At 50.3% G+C, this 17,790-nt stretch carries 20 protein-coding genes and 1 pseudogene; all 21 read left to right on the top strand.

Annotation, left to right across the window (positions count from 1 at the left end; translation table 11 throughout):
• Positions 1-220 precede the first annotated feature (220 nt).
• Positions 221-520, top strand: a complete 300-nt coding sequence (locus NFS31_RS24325) for an HNH endonuclease (protein WP_251501038.1) — start codon at positions 221-223, stop codon at positions 518-520.
• A gap of 72 nt (positions 521-592) precedes the next feature.
• Positions 593-979, top strand: a complete 387-nt coding sequence (locus NFS31_RS24320) for a hypothetical protein (RefSeq protein ID WP_251501035.1) — start codon at positions 593-595, stop codon at positions 977-979.
• A gap of 6 nt (positions 980-985) precedes the next feature.
• Positions 986-2,638 (top strand): terminase large subunit, encoded by a 1,653-nt coding sequence (locus NFS31_RS24315; RefSeq protein ID WP_120436395.1) that lies wholly within the window; start codon positions 986-988, stop codon positions 2,636-2,638.
• Between the two features lie 8 nt (positions 2,639-2,646).
• The gene (locus NFS31_RS24310; RefSeq protein ID WP_251501034.1) at positions 2,647-3,954 is read left to right on the top strand and encodes a phage portal protein; all 1,308 of its coding nucleotides are present in this window, start codon (positions 2,647-2,649) and stop codon (positions 3,952-3,954) included.
• Complete coding sequence (locus NFS31_RS24305) at positions 3,944-4,540, top strand: HK97 family phage prohead protease (protein WP_251501032.1); 597 nt, start codon at positions 3,944-3,946, stop codon at positions 4,538-4,540. The genes NFS31_RS24310 and NFS31_RS24305 overlap by 11 nt, the downstream gene beginning before the upstream one ends.
• A 28-nt stretch (positions 4,541-4,568) precedes the next feature.
• On the top strand, positions 4,569-5,813 hold the full coding sequence (locus tag NFS31_RS24300; RefSeq protein ID WP_251501031.1) for a phage major capsid protein: 1,245 nt from the start codon (positions 4,569-4,571) through the stop codon (positions 5,811-5,813).
• A gap of 57 nt (positions 5,814-5,870) precedes the next feature.
• Positions 5,871-6,365: a hypothetical protein gene (locus NFS31_RS24295; RefSeq protein ID WP_251501029.1), complete on the top strand. Its 495-nt coding sequence runs from the start codon at positions 5,871-5,873 to the stop codon at positions 6,363-6,365.
• Between the two features lie 20 nt (positions 6,366-6,385).
• A complete protein-coding gene (locus NFS31_RS24290) occupies positions 6,386-6,721 on the top strand; it encodes a phage head-tail connector protein (RefSeq protein ID WP_251501027.1) in 336 nt (111 codons plus the stop codon).
• A gap of 1 nt (position 6,722) precedes the next feature.
• A complete protein-coding gene (locus tag NFS31_RS24285; RefSeq protein WP_251501026.1) occupies positions 6,723-7,052 on the top strand; it encodes a hypothetical protein in 330 nt (109 codons plus the stop codon).
• Between the two features lie 2 nt (positions 7,053-7,054).
• Positions 7,055-7,486 (top strand): HK97-gp10 family putative phage morphogenesis protein, encoded by a 432-nt coding sequence (locus tag NFS31_RS24280; protein ID WP_251501024.1) that lies wholly within the window; start codon positions 7,055-7,057, stop codon positions 7,484-7,486.
• On the top strand, positions 7,483-7,809 hold the full coding sequence (locus NFS31_RS24275) for a hypothetical protein (protein ID WP_172518797.1): 327 nt from the start codon (positions 7,483-7,485) through the stop codon (positions 7,807-7,809). The genes NFS31_RS24280 and NFS31_RS24275 overlap by 4 nt, the downstream gene beginning before the upstream one ends.
• A 7-nt stretch (positions 7,810-7,816) precedes the next feature.
• Positions 7,817-8,380, top strand: coding sequence for a major tail protein (locus tag NFS31_RS24270; RefSeq protein WP_172518796.1), 564 nt, complete (start codon positions 7,817-7,819; stop codon positions 8,378-8,380).
• 63 nt (positions 8,381-8,443) lie between these two features.
• On the top strand, positions 8,444-8,845 hold the full coding sequence (locus NFS31_RS24265; RefSeq protein WP_251501021.1) for a hypothetical protein: 402 nt from the start codon (positions 8,444-8,446) through the stop codon (positions 8,843-8,845).
• Positions 8,846-8,871: 26 nt separating this feature from the next.
• Entirely contained in the window at positions 8,872-9,048 is a 177-nt protein-coding gene (locus NFS31_RS24260; protein ID WP_251501019.1) for a hypothetical protein, read from the top strand.
• Between the two features lie 3 nt (positions 9,049-9,051).
• Positions 9,052-12,684 carry a phage tail tape measure protein gene (locus NFS31_RS24255; RefSeq protein WP_251501017.1) on the top strand — a complete coding sequence of 1,211 codons (3,633 nt, stop codon included), beginning with the start codon at positions 9,052-9,054 and terminating at the stop codon, positions 12,682-12,684.
• Positions 12,685-12,687: 3 nt separating this feature from the next.
• Positions 12,688-13,575 carry a phage tail family protein gene (locus NFS31_RS24250; protein ID WP_251501015.1) on the top strand — a complete coding sequence of 296 codons (888 nt, stop codon included), beginning with the start codon at positions 12,688-12,690 and terminating at the stop codon, positions 13,573-13,575.
• Positions 13,576-13,579: 4 nt separating this feature from the next.
• A complete protein-coding gene (locus NFS31_RS24245) occupies positions 13,580-14,734 on the top strand; it encodes a siphovirus ReqiPepy6 Gp37-like family protein (protein ID WP_251501013.1) in 1,155 nt (384 codons plus the stop codon).
• A 5-nt stretch (positions 14,735-14,739) separates the two neighbouring features.
• Entirely contained in the window at positions 14,740-15,876 is a 1,137-nt protein-coding gene (locus NFS31_RS24240; RefSeq protein ID WP_251501010.1) for a hypothetical protein, read from the top strand.
• A 15-nt stretch (positions 15,877-15,891) separates the two neighbouring features.
• Entirely contained in the window at positions 15,892-16,329 is a 438-nt protein-coding gene (locus tag NFS31_RS24235; RefSeq protein WP_251501008.1) for a hypothetical protein, read from the top strand.
• On the top strand, positions 16,322-17,464 hold the full coding sequence (locus NFS31_RS24230; protein ID WP_251501005.1) for a phage major tropism determinant: 1,143 nt from the start codon (positions 16,322-16,324) through the stop codon (positions 17,462-17,464). Before NFS31_RS24235 ends, NFS31_RS24230 begins: the two co-directional genes overlap by 8 nt.
• Positions 17,465-17,506: 42 nt before the next feature.
• Positions 17,507-17,790: pseudogene (locus NFS31_RS24225) on the top strand (four helix bundle protein); the annotation flags it as partial.

The raw sequence follows: 17,790 nt of genomic DNA, 5'->3' as shown, positions 1-17,790 counted from the left end.
TAGCAGGCTGGCAGCAGGCGTGGTAATACCGTGGTAAAAACGTGGTGTTTACATGGGAATTTGAAAGCTGTATAATGATAACATGAAAAGAGTAGGCGATAGCTTAAACCGCAGCAGGCGGCAGCAGTAGCCTACTCTTTTTTGTTTTCATTCTTTAGCCTCTACCCAGCGCATGAAACTTAGGGCGCTGGGAATACAAAGGGAAAGGAGCGGGGACAGTATGAAAGCATGGGCTAAGAGTTTCTATCTATCGGCGGCGTGGGAGAATACCAGAGCCGCTTACTTAATGTCACAAGATTATATATGCGAGCGCTGCGGAGAGCCTGCAAAGGTGGCACACCACAAGCGCTACATAACACGGGCAAACATTAACGACGCAAACATAACGCTTAACTGGGATAACCTAGAGGCGTTATGCCAAGACTGCCATAATAAAGAGCATCATAAGCGAGCGCCAAAGCTGCGGTATGGATTTGACGCAGACGGGCGCATAGTCCCCCCTATCCAGAAAAATAATTAAAGGGGGAAAATACCGAGGGGGATACCCTAAAATTACCCTACGGGCGTGCGCATACGTGGTGTAGGGGGTGTGGTGGGCGCAGGAGAGGAAAGCGGGGTAAAAGGAATGGCGACAAAGACGGAAAAGACAAAAGAACAGCGAATTAAGTCCGAGAAGAGCAGGCTTAAGAAGATTTTCAAGGACTTAGACGAGAACAAGAAAAACTTAGTAACGCCGCTGATAGAAAAGGCTGCATTTATGAGCGTGGAGCTGGACGACTTGCAGGAAACCATAGAGCAGGACGGCTGGACGAGCGAGTATAAGAACGGCGAGAACCAGTACGGGACAAAGAAAAGCCCAGAGGCAGAAACGTACATAGCTTTAAGCAAGAATTATGCAGCAGTCATAAAGCAGCTGACCGATTTAGTGCCAGCTGCGAAACGGAAGAAAAGCAGGCTAGAGGCGCTGCGGGAAGAGTAGGCAAAAGTGCCGTATAAAAACTATATCTATGAGTACCACGCTAAGATTACCAGCGGCGAAATTGTAGCGGGAAAGTGGATAAAGGAAATATATAAAATCATTGTAGGCGGGCTGGAAAAGCAGGAATATTTTTTCAATGCAAAAGCGGCAAACAAGGCTATAAAATTCATAGAGAACTTTTGCCACCACAGCAAGGGGCGCAATGATTTAATCAAGTTGGAGCTATGGCAGAAAGCCATAGTTTCTATCATTTTTGGCATACAAGACGCAGAAAAAACACGCATTTTCCGTGAGATTTTTATAGTAATTGGCAGAAAAAACGGAAAATCTTTGTTTGCATCTGCGATTATTGCATACATGGTATACCTAGAGCCAGAGTACGGGCAGGAAATCTATTGCTTAGCGCCAAAGTTAGACCAGGCAACGCTTGTGTATGACGGATTTTATAAAATGGTGCAGGCAGAGGACGAGCTAAACGAGCTGGCGAAAAAGCGGCGCAGCGATATTTATTACGAGGAAACAAACAGCTTTGTAAAGCCTATCGCATTTAACGCCAAGAAGTCTGACGGCTTTAACCCGCAGCTGGTGGTATGTGACGAAATGGCGGCATGGAGCGGCGACGCAGGGCTAAAACAGTATGAGGTTATGAAGTCTGCTTTAGGCGCACGCCGCCAGCCTATGATTTTGTCTATCAGTACCGCAGGCTACATAAACGACAGCATATACGACGAGCTGATGAAACGCAGCACCAGCTTTTTAAAGGGTAACAGCAAGGAAAGGCGGCTTTTGCCGTTCTTATACATGATAGACGACGTGGAAAAGTGGAACGATATAGAAGAGCTTAAGAAAGCTAACCCTAACATGGGGGTATCTGTACCAGAGAGCTTTTTCATGGACGAGATAGCGGTAGCAGAAAACAGCTTAAGCAAGCGGGCAGAGTTTTTAACAAAATATTGCAATATCAAGCAGAACAGCTCTATTGCATGGCTGGAATATGCGACGGTGGACGGCGCAGGCATTGAAAAGACCTTAGAGGACTTTAGGGACTGCTACGCCGTGGGCGGCATAGACTTAAGCCAGACAACGGACTTGACCGCAGCCAGCGTGGTAATTGAAAGGGACGGCGTGCTTTATGCGTTCACTCAATTCTTTATGCCACGGGGCAGGGTGGAAACCTTGCAGGCTACGGACGGCGTGCCGTATGACATTTTTGTTAAAAAGGGGCTGATAACCTTAAGCGGCGACAACTACGTAGACTACCACGACGTATACGCATGGTTTACGGGGCTGGTGGAAAAATACGGCATTTACATACTCAAAATAGGGTATGACCGATACATGGCAAAATATCTGATTGAGGAATTGAAAGACTACGGTTTCCAGACAGACGACGTACATCAAGGGGAGAACTTAACGCCAGTCATACGGGAGTTTGAGGGTATCATAAAGGACGGCAATTTCAAGATTGCAGACAACAATTTACTAAAGACACATTTCTTGAATGTTGCGCTTAAGCACAACATGGAAACAAGGAAATTCAGACCGATAAAGATAGAGCAGCGGGCGCATATCGACGGCTTTGTATCCGTCATAGACGCTATGACGGTAAGGCAGAAATACTGGGAAGAGTGCGGCGAGCTGCTTAAAAACGCCGCATAGAAAGGAGAGTGGACGGTATCAAATTCTTAGACTATCTTTTTCATGGTAAAGAGCTGCGCTATATTGACAGCTATTTTAAGATGCTGAACGGGTACAGCCCGACGTTTACCAGCTACAGCGGCGGCGTATATGAAATGGACTTGACCAGAACGGCAGTAAACAGCTTTGCCACGCATTGCAGCAAGCTAAAGCCAGAGATAGAGGGCAGCGCACTAAAGCGGCTGGAAAAGACGCTACAGCAAAAACCTAACTATTTCATGGATACGACAAAATTCATAAAGAGGCTGGCGACCTATGTAGCGGTGGAACACACCGCTTTTATTGTGCCAGTAGAGGACAGATACGGCACGCTTATTGGCTGGTATCCCCTGCGGGCGCAGCGCTGCGAGGTAGTAGAGGCGGCGGGGCAAGTGTACTTACGGTATCTTTTTGGGAACGGGGAACACGGCGCTATCGAGTTTGAGCGTGTGGGGATTATGACGGACTTTGAATATACAGACGACCTTTTCGGAGAGGATAACCGCACGCTTAAGCCGACAATGCAGCTGATACATACGCAGAATGAGGGCATTATAAACGCCGTCAAAAATTCTGCAAATATCCGTTTTCTGGCAAAGGTGGCAAATATGCTGAAACCAGAGGACATAAAGAAAGAGCGGCAGAGGTTTACCGAGGAAAACTTAAGCGCAGAGAATGACAGCGGCATGATTATCTATGACAACAAATTCAGCGAGCTTAAGCAGGTGGAAAGCAAGCCGTACACGCCAAACGCCTTGCAGATGCAGAACATACAAGAGAATGTATGCACGCACTTTGGTACAAACATGGATATTCTGCAAAACAAATTCAATGAGGAAACGTGGAACGCCTACTATGAGGGGAAGATAGAGCCGTTTGCGATACAGCTATCGCTTGTAATGTCAAACATGAGCTTTACGGAGCGTGAGAGGGCGTGCGGTAATGCTATCATGTTTTCCGCTAATCGCCTACAATATGCCAGCAACGCAACAAAGCTGCAAGTAAGCACGCAGCTTTTTGACCGTGCGCTGCTTAACCGCAACGGCGTAATGGATATATGGAACATGGCGCACGTTGAGGACGGCGACAAGTATTATATCCGCAAGGAATACACGGAGATAAGCGAGCTGAAGAACAGCGGGGAAAAGCCGCAGATAATCATACAGCAAGCGCCGCAGGCGGGGCAGCAGGCAGCAGAGCCAGCAAAGGACGCACAGCAGCAGGAAACGCCGCCAGAGCCGACAGAACCGCCGCAGGACGGCAGCGGAAAGAAAGAGGGTGTAAAAGATGCCGATTAAGAAAGAACGGGAATATAGGGCGCTGGCTGCGCCTCTGACCGCTGGGGCTGCCGCAAAGCGGATACAGACGGATTATTACGTAGAGGGGTACGCTACCACGTTTGATGCACCGTATCTGCTATATGAGTTTGAGGACAGCACAAAGATTTACGAAAGAATAGACGCACACGCACTGGACGGCGCAGACATGGGCGACGTTATCATGCAGTACGACCATGCGGGCAGGGTATTTGCCCGCCAGTCAAATAAAACACTTATCCTAGTCCCAGACCACAAGGGGCTTTTAGTTGCCGCCGATTTAGGCAGGACGGACTTAGCCCGTGGGCTATACCAAGACATAGAGGCAGGCATGATAAACAAAATGTCATGGGGCTTTACGGTGGCAGAGGAAAGCTACGACAGACAGACGCACACAAGGACTATCATAAGAATTAAAAAGGTTTATGACGTATCAGCGGTTAGCATACCAGCAAACAGCGGTACGGAAATAAGCGCCCGTGCTTTTGCTGATAGGAGTTATGAGCAGGAGCGGCAGGAGTTGCTACAGAGGCGCATAAACTTACTAAAGATTAGGACGAGCTTATAAAAATCAAAAAAGAAAAGGAGAAATGACAATGCATCCGAGATTGAAAGAAATTGAAACCAGATTAGCCCAGATTAGAGGGGAATTAACCACGAGGGCGGCAGAACTGAAAGACGAGGAAATAGCGGCGCTGGAAAGCGAGGTAACAGCCTTGCAGGAAGAGCGGGCGGCGATTATTGCGGCGGCTGAACGGCGCAATAGCTTACTTGCCAGAATTGCGGCGGGCGAAACCGTAGGCGACGAGGCAGGCGACGGGAGCGGCGCAGCGCCCACATTGCTTAGAAACTTTGCAGGGGCAGCAGGCGAGGGGCAGGACGACGGCGACAAGTACGGCAGCATGGAGTACCGTAAAGCATTTATGCAGTATGTGTGTAGGGGCGAGGCGCTGCCGAAAGAGTACAGAGCCGACGCAGTAAGCAAGACAACAGATGTAGGGGCAGTTATCCCTACCACGGTGCTTAACCAGATTGTAGAAAAGCTGGAAAGCACGGGCATGATTTTAGCGCTTGTAACCAGAACGGCGTATAAGGGCGGCGTATCTATCCCCGTATCCACCGTAAAGCCTATGGCAACATGGGTAAATGAGGGCAAGGGCAGCGACAAGCAGAATAAGGACATCAAGAAAGACGGCATGATTACCTTTGCATACCATAAGCTGCGCTGCGCAGTAGCCGTATCTCTGGAAGTTGACACAATGGCTATCAGTGCTTTTGAAAGCCTGCTTATCAACAACATTGTAGAGGCTATGACAAAGGCGTTAGAGCAGGCTATCATTGACGGCGACGGCAGCGGGAAACCGAAAGGCATTTTAGCGGAAACGCCAGCAGAGGGGCAGAAAGTGGAGAGCGCCGCACCGTCATACAATGATTTGATTGCAGCAGAGGCGGCGTTACCGCTGGCTTATGAGAACGGCGCTAAGTGGTGCATGAGCAAAAAAACCTTTATGGCGTATGCGGGGATTACGGACAGCAACGGGCAGCCGATAGCCAGAGTAAACCACGGCATAGCAGGAAAGCCAGAGCGCACGCTTTTAGGCAGGGAAGTAGTGCTTTGTGATTATGTGGCGGCATACACAAAGACGCTGGCGGCTGGCACGGTATTTGCATTTCTTTTCAATTTCAAGGACTATGTGCTTAATACCAACTACGCTATGGGCGTTAAGAAGTATGAGGACAACGACACAGACGACCAGATTACAAAGGGTATCATGCTGGCAGACGGCAAGGTAGTTGACAAAAACAGTCTGGTAACAATCGAGAAGATAGCGGCAGCGTAAGGAAAAAATACGGCGGCTGGCGTGCCTGCGCTGGCTGCCAGAAATGAGGTAAAGGGCATGAAAGGACATTTAGACGCAGAGCAGCTGAAAAGCATGGATTATAAGAGCTTGCAGGCTTTGGCAAAGGATATGGGCGTAAGCGCTGCTGGAAAGGCAGAGGATATTATAGCCAGAATTGCAGCAGTAGAGGTGGACGTACCAGAGGGAGAGCTTACAGAAGAGGAAAAGGCGCTTTTTGAGGCAGAGGCGGCACGGCAGGAAGAGGAACGGGCAGCAGGCGGGCAGACAGTGGAAGAGGCAGAGGACACCGCAGGAGAGCCGCAGACGGGGCAGGAAACGACGGAAGAGGGCGCAGCAGAGGAAAATACCAAAGATGCCAAAAAGCCGCAGGAAGAGGCAGGAAAGGCGGCAGGGCTGGTAAAGGTAAAAGCCGTCACAAGGTTTTTAGACAAGCAGCTTAACCAGATTAAGGACGCAGGAGAGGCTTACAGCGTAAGCGGGGAACGTGCGGCAGAGCTGGCGGCAGCAGGTGTGGCAGAGATTGTGGGATAACCAGAAAGAGGGTGCAGCGCATGGCAGCAGATGCCACAACATTAACAGAGAAAATGCGGGCGGCGCTGCGTATCAGCAGCACAAGCGAGAAAATAACGGCAGAAATTGAGGACTGTATAGCCGCCTGCAAAGCTGACCTTGCAAACGACGGCATAAAAGCTATTGACGGGGGCGACGCACTGATTATAAGGGCGGTAACGCTTTACTGCAAGGCAGAATTTGGCTATAACGACAAAGCGGAGAAGTTTAGGCAGTCATACGACACGCTGAAAATGCGGCTTGCTTTGTCGCAGGAGTACAACACAGCGCCGCCAGTGTCCGAAACGGACACCGAGGGCGCAGAAAGCGGGGCATGATATGGCAGCATGGGCAGACGAGCTTACACTTATCAGCCAGCAGCCGCCAGACGAGCGGGTAAATGCTGGCGGCTTTGAGAATGAGCAGCAGGAAAGCGCCCGTACTGTTTTCTGCAACAAGAAGAAAGTAGGCTACAGCGAGTATTTTAAGAGCCAGCAGACGGGCAAGGTGGTAGAGGCAAAATGCGAGGTACATAAGGCAGACTATGAGGGCGAGGACACCGTAGAAATGGACGGGCGGCGCTTTTTCGTGCTTAAGACCTACGACATAGACGACGATACCATAGAGCTTACGCTTACGGATTTGCGGAACAAGGACAAGGGGGCGTAGGAGTGGCAGAGTTTAGCACAACGGGGCTAGAGGACGTGATAGAGGCTTTTAGCAGGAGAGAGCAGGCTACCGTAGAGGCAGTGCCGAAAATGCTTAAGGCGGGCGCAGACGTGCTGGTAGAGGCACAGAAAGCAGAGGCGCAGGCTATGGGGCTGCATGAAACGGGCGGCTTTATCAATTCTATCAAGGCTACTGCGGTAAAGGGCGACAGCACGGAAAAGCATATTGATGTTTTCCCGCAGGGCAGGGCGAAACACGGAAACGACAGAAAGGGCGACAGAGGAAATGTGCGCTATGCGACTATCGGATTTGTGGCAGAGTACGGGACGAGCAGCCAGCAGCCACGCCCGTATATGACCGTGGCAAACGAAAAGGCGCATGAAAAGGTAGTAGAGGCACAGCGGGAAGTATGGGAGCGTGAAACGGGACAATGAGCAGCATAAAAGAGATTTTAGAGAGCGCAGGGCTGCCAGCACAGCGGGGCGTATATACTGGCAGATGCAAGCCGAAAGCCTATTATACTTTCCTGCGGCTGAATGGCGGCGCTGCCGTAAGCGCAGACGACGCAGAGAGCGAAAGCAAGGAAATGTATAGGGTAACGCTTTTCTATAAGGGCGACTATGAGGCACAGCTTAAGAAAACTCTGGAAGTGCTGCGGGCGGCAGATTTTTACATTAACAGCGTGGATATGGAAAGCTACGAAACAGAAACGGGGTACTGGCTAGTGCCTATCACAATCGAGATATTAAAGGAGTGAAAAGACAATGACACTGGGATTAAGAGATTTATTTTACGCAGTATGCACAGAGGCAGACGGCGTGGAAACTTACGGAACGCCTAAGAAAATGGCAGAGGCTATGACGGCTGATTTATCTGTAAAGACGGCAGACGGCAGCTTATATGCAGATGACACGTTGAGTGAAAGCGTATCCGAGTTTGCCAGCGGCACACTTAAGCTGGGAGTAAAAGACCTTACGCCGGAAGTGCTGGCAGAGGTACTGGGGCAAATGGTAGACCAGAATAAGGTAGTATGGGCTGGAAAAGACGACGAGCCGCCGTATGTGGCTATCGGCTTTAGGGCAAAGAAAACGGGCGGGCGTTTCCGCTACGTCTGGCTGCTTAAAGTTAAGTTTAAAGTGCCGTCTGAAAAGTACGAAACCAAAGGGGAAAGCATCAAATTCAACACGCCAGACATTGAGGCGGATTTTACCGCAAGAAAGAAAGACGGGCGCTGGAAAGCGGACTTTGTAGGCACAGAGGAAAGCGACGCAGCTAAGACGTGGTTTACAGAAGTGCCAGAGCCAGCGGAAACCATAACAGAGGCATAAAAAAACAGAATAAAAGGGAAAGGAGAAAAGGCGCAGCGTATGGCTGCGCCTTAATTTGTTGATATGAGCGCAATTAAAGACGGCGGATATACAGTAACGCTGAAAGGGAAAGAGTACAGACTTCTTTTTACCCTTAACGCACTGGACGAGATACAGACGAAATTTGGCGGCTATGACAAGCTGGACGAGGTTTTTAACCAGAGTAACCCAGACTGGGTAAAGGATACAAAGTGGCTGCTTACAATGCTTATCAATGAGGGGCTTTTAGAAGAGGACGAGAACGCCCAGCTTTTCACAGAGCAGCAGATAGGCAGGCTAATACATATAGGCAATCTGGCAGAGGTGCAGCGGGCTATTTATGCGTCGTTTGCGGCAGGGACGGCAGGCGACGGAGAGGACAGCGGGGACACCGAAAAAGAGGGCAGCAAAGAGGCGGGGGAAACGGCAGCCGTGCAGGAAAGTTAGATACTGCACGGCTTTTATATATCGCTATGGTACTGCTGGGGTATAGGGAGCGTGAGGCATGGAGAAAAACGCCATACCAGATTGTGACACTATTCAGATACCACAAGGAATATAACCCGCACATTTTCAAGCAGGAAAAGGCAGCAGTGCCGCAGGCGGTAGAGGAACTGGACGACATTGACATAGCACTAGGGGGCTTTTAATTCATGGCAGACAAGACGGAGAACATCAAAACACGCCTATCTTTTGACGGCGAGGCAGAGTACAAGGCAGCCTGCAAGGAAATTAACAGCACCCTAAAAGTGCTTAATTCCGAAATGAAACTTGTAACCGCTGAATATAGGGACAATGCAAACAGCGCAGAGGCGCTAAAAGCAAAGCAGAGCGTATTACAGCGGACGTATGACGAGCAGGCAAAGAAAGTAAAGGAAACCGAGCAGGCTTTAGAGAAATGCAGGCAGGCGACGGGGGAGAACAGCGAAGAGAGTAAAAAGCTGGAGGCACAGCTTAATTATCAGAGGACGGCGCTTGTAAGGACAGAGCAGGAGCTTAACAAGACCGCAGACGAACTGGAAAAGGCAGAAAACGCAGCAGACGAGCTGGGCGAAGAGATAGAGGAAAGCGGGCAGCAGGCAGAGGACGCAGGCGGCAAGTTTTCTGGGCTGGGCGGCATTTTAGGCGGGCTGGGCGGCGTTATGGCAAAGGGCGTGGCAGTTATTGGGACGGCTGCGGCTGCAATCGGTACAGCGGTAGTGGCTGGGCTGGGCTATGCCGTAAGCCAAGCGGACGAGGCAAAGGGCGCTTTAAATGATTTCTGCGCAGCCACGGGGACGGCTACAGAGGACGCAGGGCAGTACAAGCAAGTTATGGAGAATATCTATAACGCAAATTTTGGCGAGGGATTTGAGGACATAGCGGCAGCTATGGCAGAGGTACGGCAGCAGGCAGGCGACTTAGGGGCAGACGAGCTGGAAAAAATGACAACCAACGCTTTAGCGCTGCGTGATACGTTTGATTTTGACGTAGCGGAAAGCACCAGAGCCGCCACACAGCTTATGCAGAAATTCGGCTTATCATCTGACGAGGCATATAACCTTATTGCGCAGGGCGCACAGAACGGGCTTAACAAGAACGGGGATTTGCTGGACGTTATCAACGAATACAGTAACCAGTATTCGCAGGCAGGGCTAAGCGCAGAGGATATGTTTAACTCTATCGCTAACGGCGCTGCTACTGGCGTATGGAGCATAGACAAAATGGGCGACGCTTTTAAGGAATTTAGTATCCGCATGAATGACGGGACGGCAAACGAATACCTTACAAGTCTGGGGCTTAATGCAGACGAGGTAGTAGGGAAATTCCAAAAGGGCGGCGACAGCGCAAAAGAGGCTATGAGACAGGTAAGCGAGGCGCTTAAGAACTGCGACGACAAGAGCCTACAGTATACGGCGGGCGTGGGCTTAATGGGTACTATGTGGGAAGATATGGGCGCTGATGCCTGCACGTCGCTTATGGACGTTGAGGGGCAGATAAGCAAGACCACGGACGCTATGGGGAAGATTAACGCCGTAAAATATGACACATTTTCAGAGGCTATGCAGGGCGCAGGCAGGATACTACAGACCAGCTTTATTATGCCGATAGGCGAGCAGGCGCTACCGATTTTCAGCCAGTTTGCAAACGAGCTGGCGCAGGGTGCGGCAGAGGCGGGCGGCGATATGGGGAAAATGGCGCAGAGCTTTGGCGACGCATTAGGAAACATGGTAAACGGGCTGGCAGAAATGCTGCCACAGATTACCAGCTTTGCCGTAGAGCTTGTAAGCGGGCTTGTGGACGGCATTGTAGAGAGTGCGCCAGCAATCGTGCAGGCGGGCGTAGGAATGATTACGGGGCTTGCGGACGGCATTGTAGAGGCGATACCGACGCTGGCAGAGAGCGCAACAGAGATAATAGCAACGCTGATTAACGGCATTGTAGAACTAATACCGACGCTGGCAGAGGGCGCAGTACAGATTATTGCGGGGCTGGCAAAAGGGCTGGGGGAGGCACTGCCAGAGCTGATACCAAGCGTAATAGACGCAGTGCTTACCATAGTGGATACGCTGATAAACAACGTGCCTATGCTGATAGACGCAGCCTTACAGCTTGTAACGGGGCTTGCAGACGGGATTATAGCGGCGCTGCCAGTCATCATAGAGAAACTGCCGCAGATTATAACCAGCATAATAAATGCGCTGGTAGAGGGCATACCGCTTATTTTGGAGAGCGCAGGCGACATTATAGTAGCGCTTGTGGACGGCATTATAGATGCAATTCCGCTGCTTATAGCGGCAGTACCACAGATTATTGTAGCCATTGCAGAGGGGCTTATAACGGGGCTGCCTAAAATTGTGGCGGCAGCAGGGCAGCTTGTGACGACGATTTTAAACAAGCTAAAGGAACTGCCAACACAGATACCGCAGGCGATAGCGGCGGGCGTGGAAAAAATAGCCGAGTGGGGCGCAAGCATGAAAGAAAAGGGCGGCACTGTCATTACAGAGTTTGTAACAAAGGTTATAGACGTTGTAAAGGAGCTGCCGCAGAAAATCTGGAACGGTATAGTAGATGCCGTTACCAGAGTAGCCACATGGGGCTTGAATATGCAGACCAAAGCGAAAGAAGTAATGAACACAATGCTTACAAACATTGTAACCATTGTGAAAGAAACGCCGCAGAAAGTCTGGAACTGCATAGTAGATGCCGTAAATAAAGTAGCCACATGGGGCTTGAATATGCAGACCAAAGCGAAAGAAGTAATGAACACAATGCTTACAAACATTGTGACCATTGTAAAGGAAACGCCTGCTAAAATCTGGAACTGCATCATAGGCGCAGTTACCAAAGTGGCTACGTGGGGCGCAAACATGGTGGCAAAAGCAAAAGAGGTAATGAACACAATGCTTACGGGCATTGTAACCATTGTGAAAGAAACGCCTGCTAAAATCTGGAACTGCATCATAGGTGCAGTTACCAAAGTAGCCACATGGGGTAGCAATATGCTGAACAAAGCCAGAGAGGTAATGAACAGCATGGTTACTGGCATTGTGAATATCGTAAAAGAAACACCGCAGAAAATCTGGAACGCCATAGTAGGCGCAGTTACCAAAGTGGCTACGTGGGGCGCAAACATGGCAAACAAAGCCAGAGAAGTAATGAACAGCATGGTTACTGGCATTGTGAACATTGTAAAAGAAGTACCACAGAAGATTTACAACAGTATTTCTGCCGCCATATCCAAAGTAGCCCAGTGGGGTACAGAGGTAAAGAATAAAGCGGTAGAGGGTATGAATAACTGCGTGAACGGCATTAAAAATGCGTTTTCTAATATCGGTAGCTCTTTTGCTGACATAGGCAGTAACATTGTGCATGGTATCTGGAACGGCATAAGCAACGGGTGGAGCTGGCTAAAAGATAAAGTTTCAAGCCTTGCAAACAGCCTGCTAGATGCAGCAAAGAGCGCTTTAGGGATTGCCAGCCCGTCAAGGAAATTTAGGGACGAGGTAGGCGTATTCATGGCGCAGGGTATCGGCGTGGGCTTTTCTGATGAAATGGGGAAAGTAAACAAGCAGATAGAGGACAACATACCGCAGGAGTTTGATATAGGCGCAAAAGTCAATGTAGACAAAGATTTTACGTATGACTGGAACGGCGACGGAAACCCGAAAAAGCCAAAGCCGAAAGGCGGCGGGGCAGCAGGCGGCTTTACCGTGATACAGAACATTTACGCAAATACAACAGATTACGCAAAGCAGCAAAAAGAGGCTGCAAGGCAATTTAGAATGATAGCAAGGACGGTATAGGGCATGGAAAACGAAAAGCTGATATTTACAAATTCACGGGGCGAGAGCCTAGAGCTGGGGACGGACAGTATATTTTTCTGTAACGTAAGCAAGGACGTAGGCGGCATAGCGGGCGTTACGAATGTCATTTACAGTACAAACAGCATGGGGCAGCACGGCGACACATACGTAGGGCAGCGCATAGAGGCACGAGATATGGATATTTTAGGGCATATTAACACACGGGACAAGGCGCAGGCATTACAGCTGCGCCGCCAGATGCTTAAAATACTTAACCCAGAGCTGGGCGGCACTCTGACTTATGAATATGGCAGCTTTAAGCGTGTGATAAATTGCAGGACGTTTGGAGAGCCGAAGATAGAGAGAAAAAGCGTGCTGTATGAATTTGCTTTCCAGCTAGAGTGCCTTAACCCGTTCTGGCGTGAAGAGGACGAAACGAAAGAGGATATAGCAAGCTGGGTGGCTGCCTGGCATTTCCCCTGCGTGATTGACAAGGACGACAGTAAAAGCATGATATTTGGATACAGAGCCGAGAGCGTGATAGTGGACTGTTATAACGAGGGCGACGTATCAACGGGTATGCGCATACGGTTTACGGCGCTGGGGACGGTAAGCAATCCTATACTGCTAAACGTGGATACAGAGGAATTTATACAAGTAAATGCAGTGATGCAGACGGGCGACGTAATAGAGATTAACACGAAATACGGCAGCAAGGGCGCTAAGCTGATACGGGACGGGAAAGAAACGGACTATTTTCGCTATATCGACGTAGACAGTACCTTTATGCAGCTTGCCATAGGCGACAATAATTTTCGGTATGATGCAGCAGGCGGCGTAAATTCGCTGGAAGTGGCGATTTTCTACAATAAGGAATTTTTAGGAGTGTGACGGCATGGAGATTAGGGTATTTGACAAGACGGTAGAGCCGCTGGGGACGATAGACGAAATGGCAAGCCTGCTATGGCACACGAAATACTTTGACGTGGGTACATTCAGCCTGCTTGCGCCGATTACGGACAATAACAGCCGTTTGCTGGTAGAGGGCAACATACTTACCAAGCACGACGGCAAAAAGGAAGTACAGACCGCAGACGGCGGGATATGGCGCAGGGCTGCGCAGATTACCTACGTACATATAACCAAAGACGAGAACGGGCTAGAGCAGCTAGAGGCGCAGGGCTATATGTTGAGCCGCTGGCTTAACAAGCGCTGCATCTGCCCGCAGATTGTGGCGACAGCCACGAACCAGAGCCTTATAAACACAATGGTAACAAAGAACTGCGGCAGCGGGGCGGGCGCAAAGCGGCGTTTCCCGCAATTTGTTATACTGCCGCAGGATACCATAGCGGGCAGCAGCGTTGAGTACGCAAACGAGGTATACGCAAAGCTGGGGCAGGAAGTAAAGGCGAGGGCGCAGGCTGGCAAGCTGGGCTATGACATTCTGGTAAACGAAAGAGAGAAGAAATACGGCTTTTATCTGTATAAGGGCAAAGACCTTACGGCGGCAAACAATGACGGTAACACGCCCTGCATATTTTCCCGTGACTTTGACAACGTGAATGAGCAGGAATACACAGCCAGTATAGAGAACTGCGGGAACTTTATCTATGTGCAGGGGGCGGCAGACGACAACGGCAGCCAGCCCGTAGTTACCGTGGACGGAGAGGGCGCAACGGGCTTAGAGCTGGAAGAGGTTTTTTGTGATGCCACGGACATAGCAAGGAAGTACCAGAGCGGGGAAACAGAGGTAACAATACCGCTTAATACCTATCTGGCTATGCTTAGAACAAGGGGCGGCGCAGAGCTGGAAAGCTACGGGAAAACGATAAACTTTGTGAGTACCATAAACACAAATTCTAACTTGAAATTCAAGAGCGATTTTGATTTAGGCGACCGTATCACTTGCAAAGAGGAAAAGTGGGGGATACAGATAGACGCACGCATAACAGAAGTGACAGAAACGTACCAGAAAGGCGAGGAAACCATAGAGGCGACTTTTGGGGACAGCCTGCCTACGCTGGTAGACCAGATAAGGAAAGTGAGGTAGAGGGAATGGCAGACAGCTTACCGTTTAACGCCATAAAGGTAGATGGAGAATTTGACAGGGTATTTAAAGCCGAGGACTGGGCGTGGTATTTTGCCACGTTCTTAGCAAGCGGCGTATTCCCAAAGCCGAGCGACGGGCTGCAAGTAGTGGCACATAGCGGCATGGAAATAAGGGTAAATATGGGATACGCCTTTATAAACGGGTACGCCTTTAGAAACCCAGTAAGCAAGGGCGTAATGCTGGATAGGGCAGAGGGGGCGCAGAATAGGGTAGACAGAGTGGTAGTGCGCTGGGACTTAGTACTGCGGGACATTTACATAGACGTGCTTAAGGGTACGCCGTCTGCAAAGCCAGTGGCAGCAGCCTTAACCCGTAATACGGAAGTCTGGGAGCTGGCGCTTGCGGACATTTACGTAGGCAAGGGCGTAACAAAGATACTGACGCAGAACATCACAGACCAGCGCTTTAATAGTGCCGTCTGCGGCATTGTAGTAGGGACGGTAAAGGAAATAGACGCAAGTGTACTCACAAAGCAGTTTACGGACTTTTTCAATACCTACAGCGCAGCCGTGCTGGACGAGTTTAGCGTATATAAGCAGAACATGGAAAAGTACCTTACAGAGCTGGCGGGTATATATGAAAGCTACGTAACCCAGACAGAAAGCCTTTTCACACAGTACGAAAGCCAGTTTAACGAGCGCTACACAACGTTTGAGAACACATTGAACAACTGGGACGAAGAGCTTTTGAAAGCCTATACTGCTTTTATGGCAAATATGCAGCTTTTCCAGACAGAGGCGCAGAACGATTTTAACGCATGGTTTGAGGCTATCAAGGGGCAGCTGGGGGAAGATGCGGCAGGGCAGCTACAGCTTGAAATAGACGGGCTTACGGCAGCAGTGCAGGAGCTTACGCAGGCGGCAGCGGCAGGAACGGCAGAAACGAAAGAGGCACTTAAGGGGCTGGAAGAGCGGGTAAAAAGGATAGAAAGCGGCTGGGGCATTGATTATAAGCACGACGCAGTATTAGGGCTTTGCTACATGGGCGCAGCCTACATGAGCCAGCATTACGAAAGAGAGGTAGACACGGCAGTATTAGGGCTTGCTTATGCAGGCAATTCCTATCTTGCAAATACATTTTAGGAAAGGTGGCAGACCATGAAAGGATTTCCAAAGACATTAAAGACCAAAGAGGACTATTACAACTGCCTTGCTATGGTGGCGGCTGGGGAGCTGGCGGCGGCTGATTTGCTGGCAAAGATTGAGAGCGCAGAGGCGCAGCGCTACATACAGTGTGCAGTAGTGGCGGCGCAGCCAGAAAAGAAAGCCGTAACGCTTATTTACTGCGACGAGGCGGCGGCAGGCATGAAGTTTACGGCGGGCGGCGTATCTGGCACGGTGCAGGCAGTGACGCACGTACAGAGCGACGAGGCGCAGGAGGCAGGAGAGGCAGCAAATGACCGCACGGTGCTTACGCTGTCTAAAGCGGTGGCGGCTGACTGCGCCGTGATTGCGCTGGAAACGGCAGAAACCGTGGCAGGCATGACAACTGACGACATTACAGCATTGAAAGGAGTGTTAAAACAGTATGAGTAGGTTAATGGTTGACGACGTGACAAAGACCGACGCAAGGGCGCTTTTGAACGTAAACAAAATGGCTATGATTAGCGATATTGTAGCGCCCAGCAACGAGTATATGTACGCCAGTGGCGCAAACGAGCTGACGGTAGTAGAGGGCTGCGTTATCGCAGTGGGCGGCGCTGGCATATTTAAGACGGGAAACACAGTGCTTACGGCTGCTAATCTGGACGTAGGCAGCGCTTTTGCCGTGGGTAATGATTACTACGTATATATCTGCGACAGCAGGATTGATGCGGCAGACGAGCGGTATATCATTTCCCTTAATTCCACGTACCCTAATGGCTGGAACGCAAGCAACAGCCGAAAAATAGGCGGCTTTCATTACGGGCGCTGCCGTAAGGTAGACGGCAATTTGCAGCCCGTGAACAGCAGCGGCGTTATCTTTGGCACTGGCTGGGAAAGCGCAGTAAGCAGCGGCATTGTGCCACGTTCTGTATGGACGCTGGGACACCGCCCGAAATGCAGCCCAGAGGGTATGGTATATCTGGGCGGCGGCACATGGGTAGACATTTACCTTAACAGCGACGACGGCGCAAAGGGCTTAAAGTCCTCTTACAACTGCGCACCCGCCACGGGTACAGAGGGGCTGAATTGGTACAATTTTGTAGAACGTCTGGCAAAGAGCGGTAAGCGCCTGCCAGATTACAGCGAGTTTTGCGCCTACGCTTTTGGCAGCCCGCAGGGATTGGATAACGCAAATACAAACGCATGGACGGCGACCACGAATACGGGCAGGGGCGTTACGGGCAGCGTGGTTAATGCTGTTTCTGCCGTAGGCTGCGTAGATGCCGTGGGGCGTGTTTGGGAATGGCTTAACGACCTTATCACAAGGGCAGAACACGCCACAAATGCAGATTACCACCCTACAGCAGCGTGGGGCTGGGATAAGAAAACGCCGCTTAAGACGGGCGAGAAAAATTACGACGTTGGCAATATCTATCAGTATTACGCATATTCTGTGGCGGCGCTGATGGCGGGCGGCAACTGGCACTATGGCGCTAGTGCGGGCGCACGTGCCGTGAATTGCAGCATTTGCCCGTGGAACGTCGACGGCAGCATTGGCGGGCGTGGGGCGTGTGACTCCATGTAGACGGCGGGCGAAAGCCCAGCCGACTACTACGGGGGGTGCAAAATGACGGCGCAGGCAAAAACAGACCAACTACACCAGAAAATATATGATTTCCTGCTATACATATATCCGCTGCTAAGCAAGTACCCGAAATTTGAAAAATTCAGCCTGCAAACAGCAACCAGAAACGCAATACTGGAAATGCTGCAAGAGGTAATCAAGTGGGACAAGACGGCGACGAAAAGCCACCTATACGCAGCGGATACGGCACTACAGCAGAGTAAGGAGCTGCTGCGGCTGGCAAACGATTTGAAGTATAGCGCAATGAACGCCCAGCACTACGGCAC

Origin of the sequence: Otoolea muris (genome assembly GCF_943193115.1) — a bacterium.
Lineage (GTDB): Bacteria > Bacillota > Clostridia > Lachnospirales > Lachnospiraceae > Otoolea > Otoolea muris.
The sequence above is the reverse complement of the archived record's forward strand: the minus strand, read 5'-3'. Positions and strand labels throughout refer to the sequence as shown.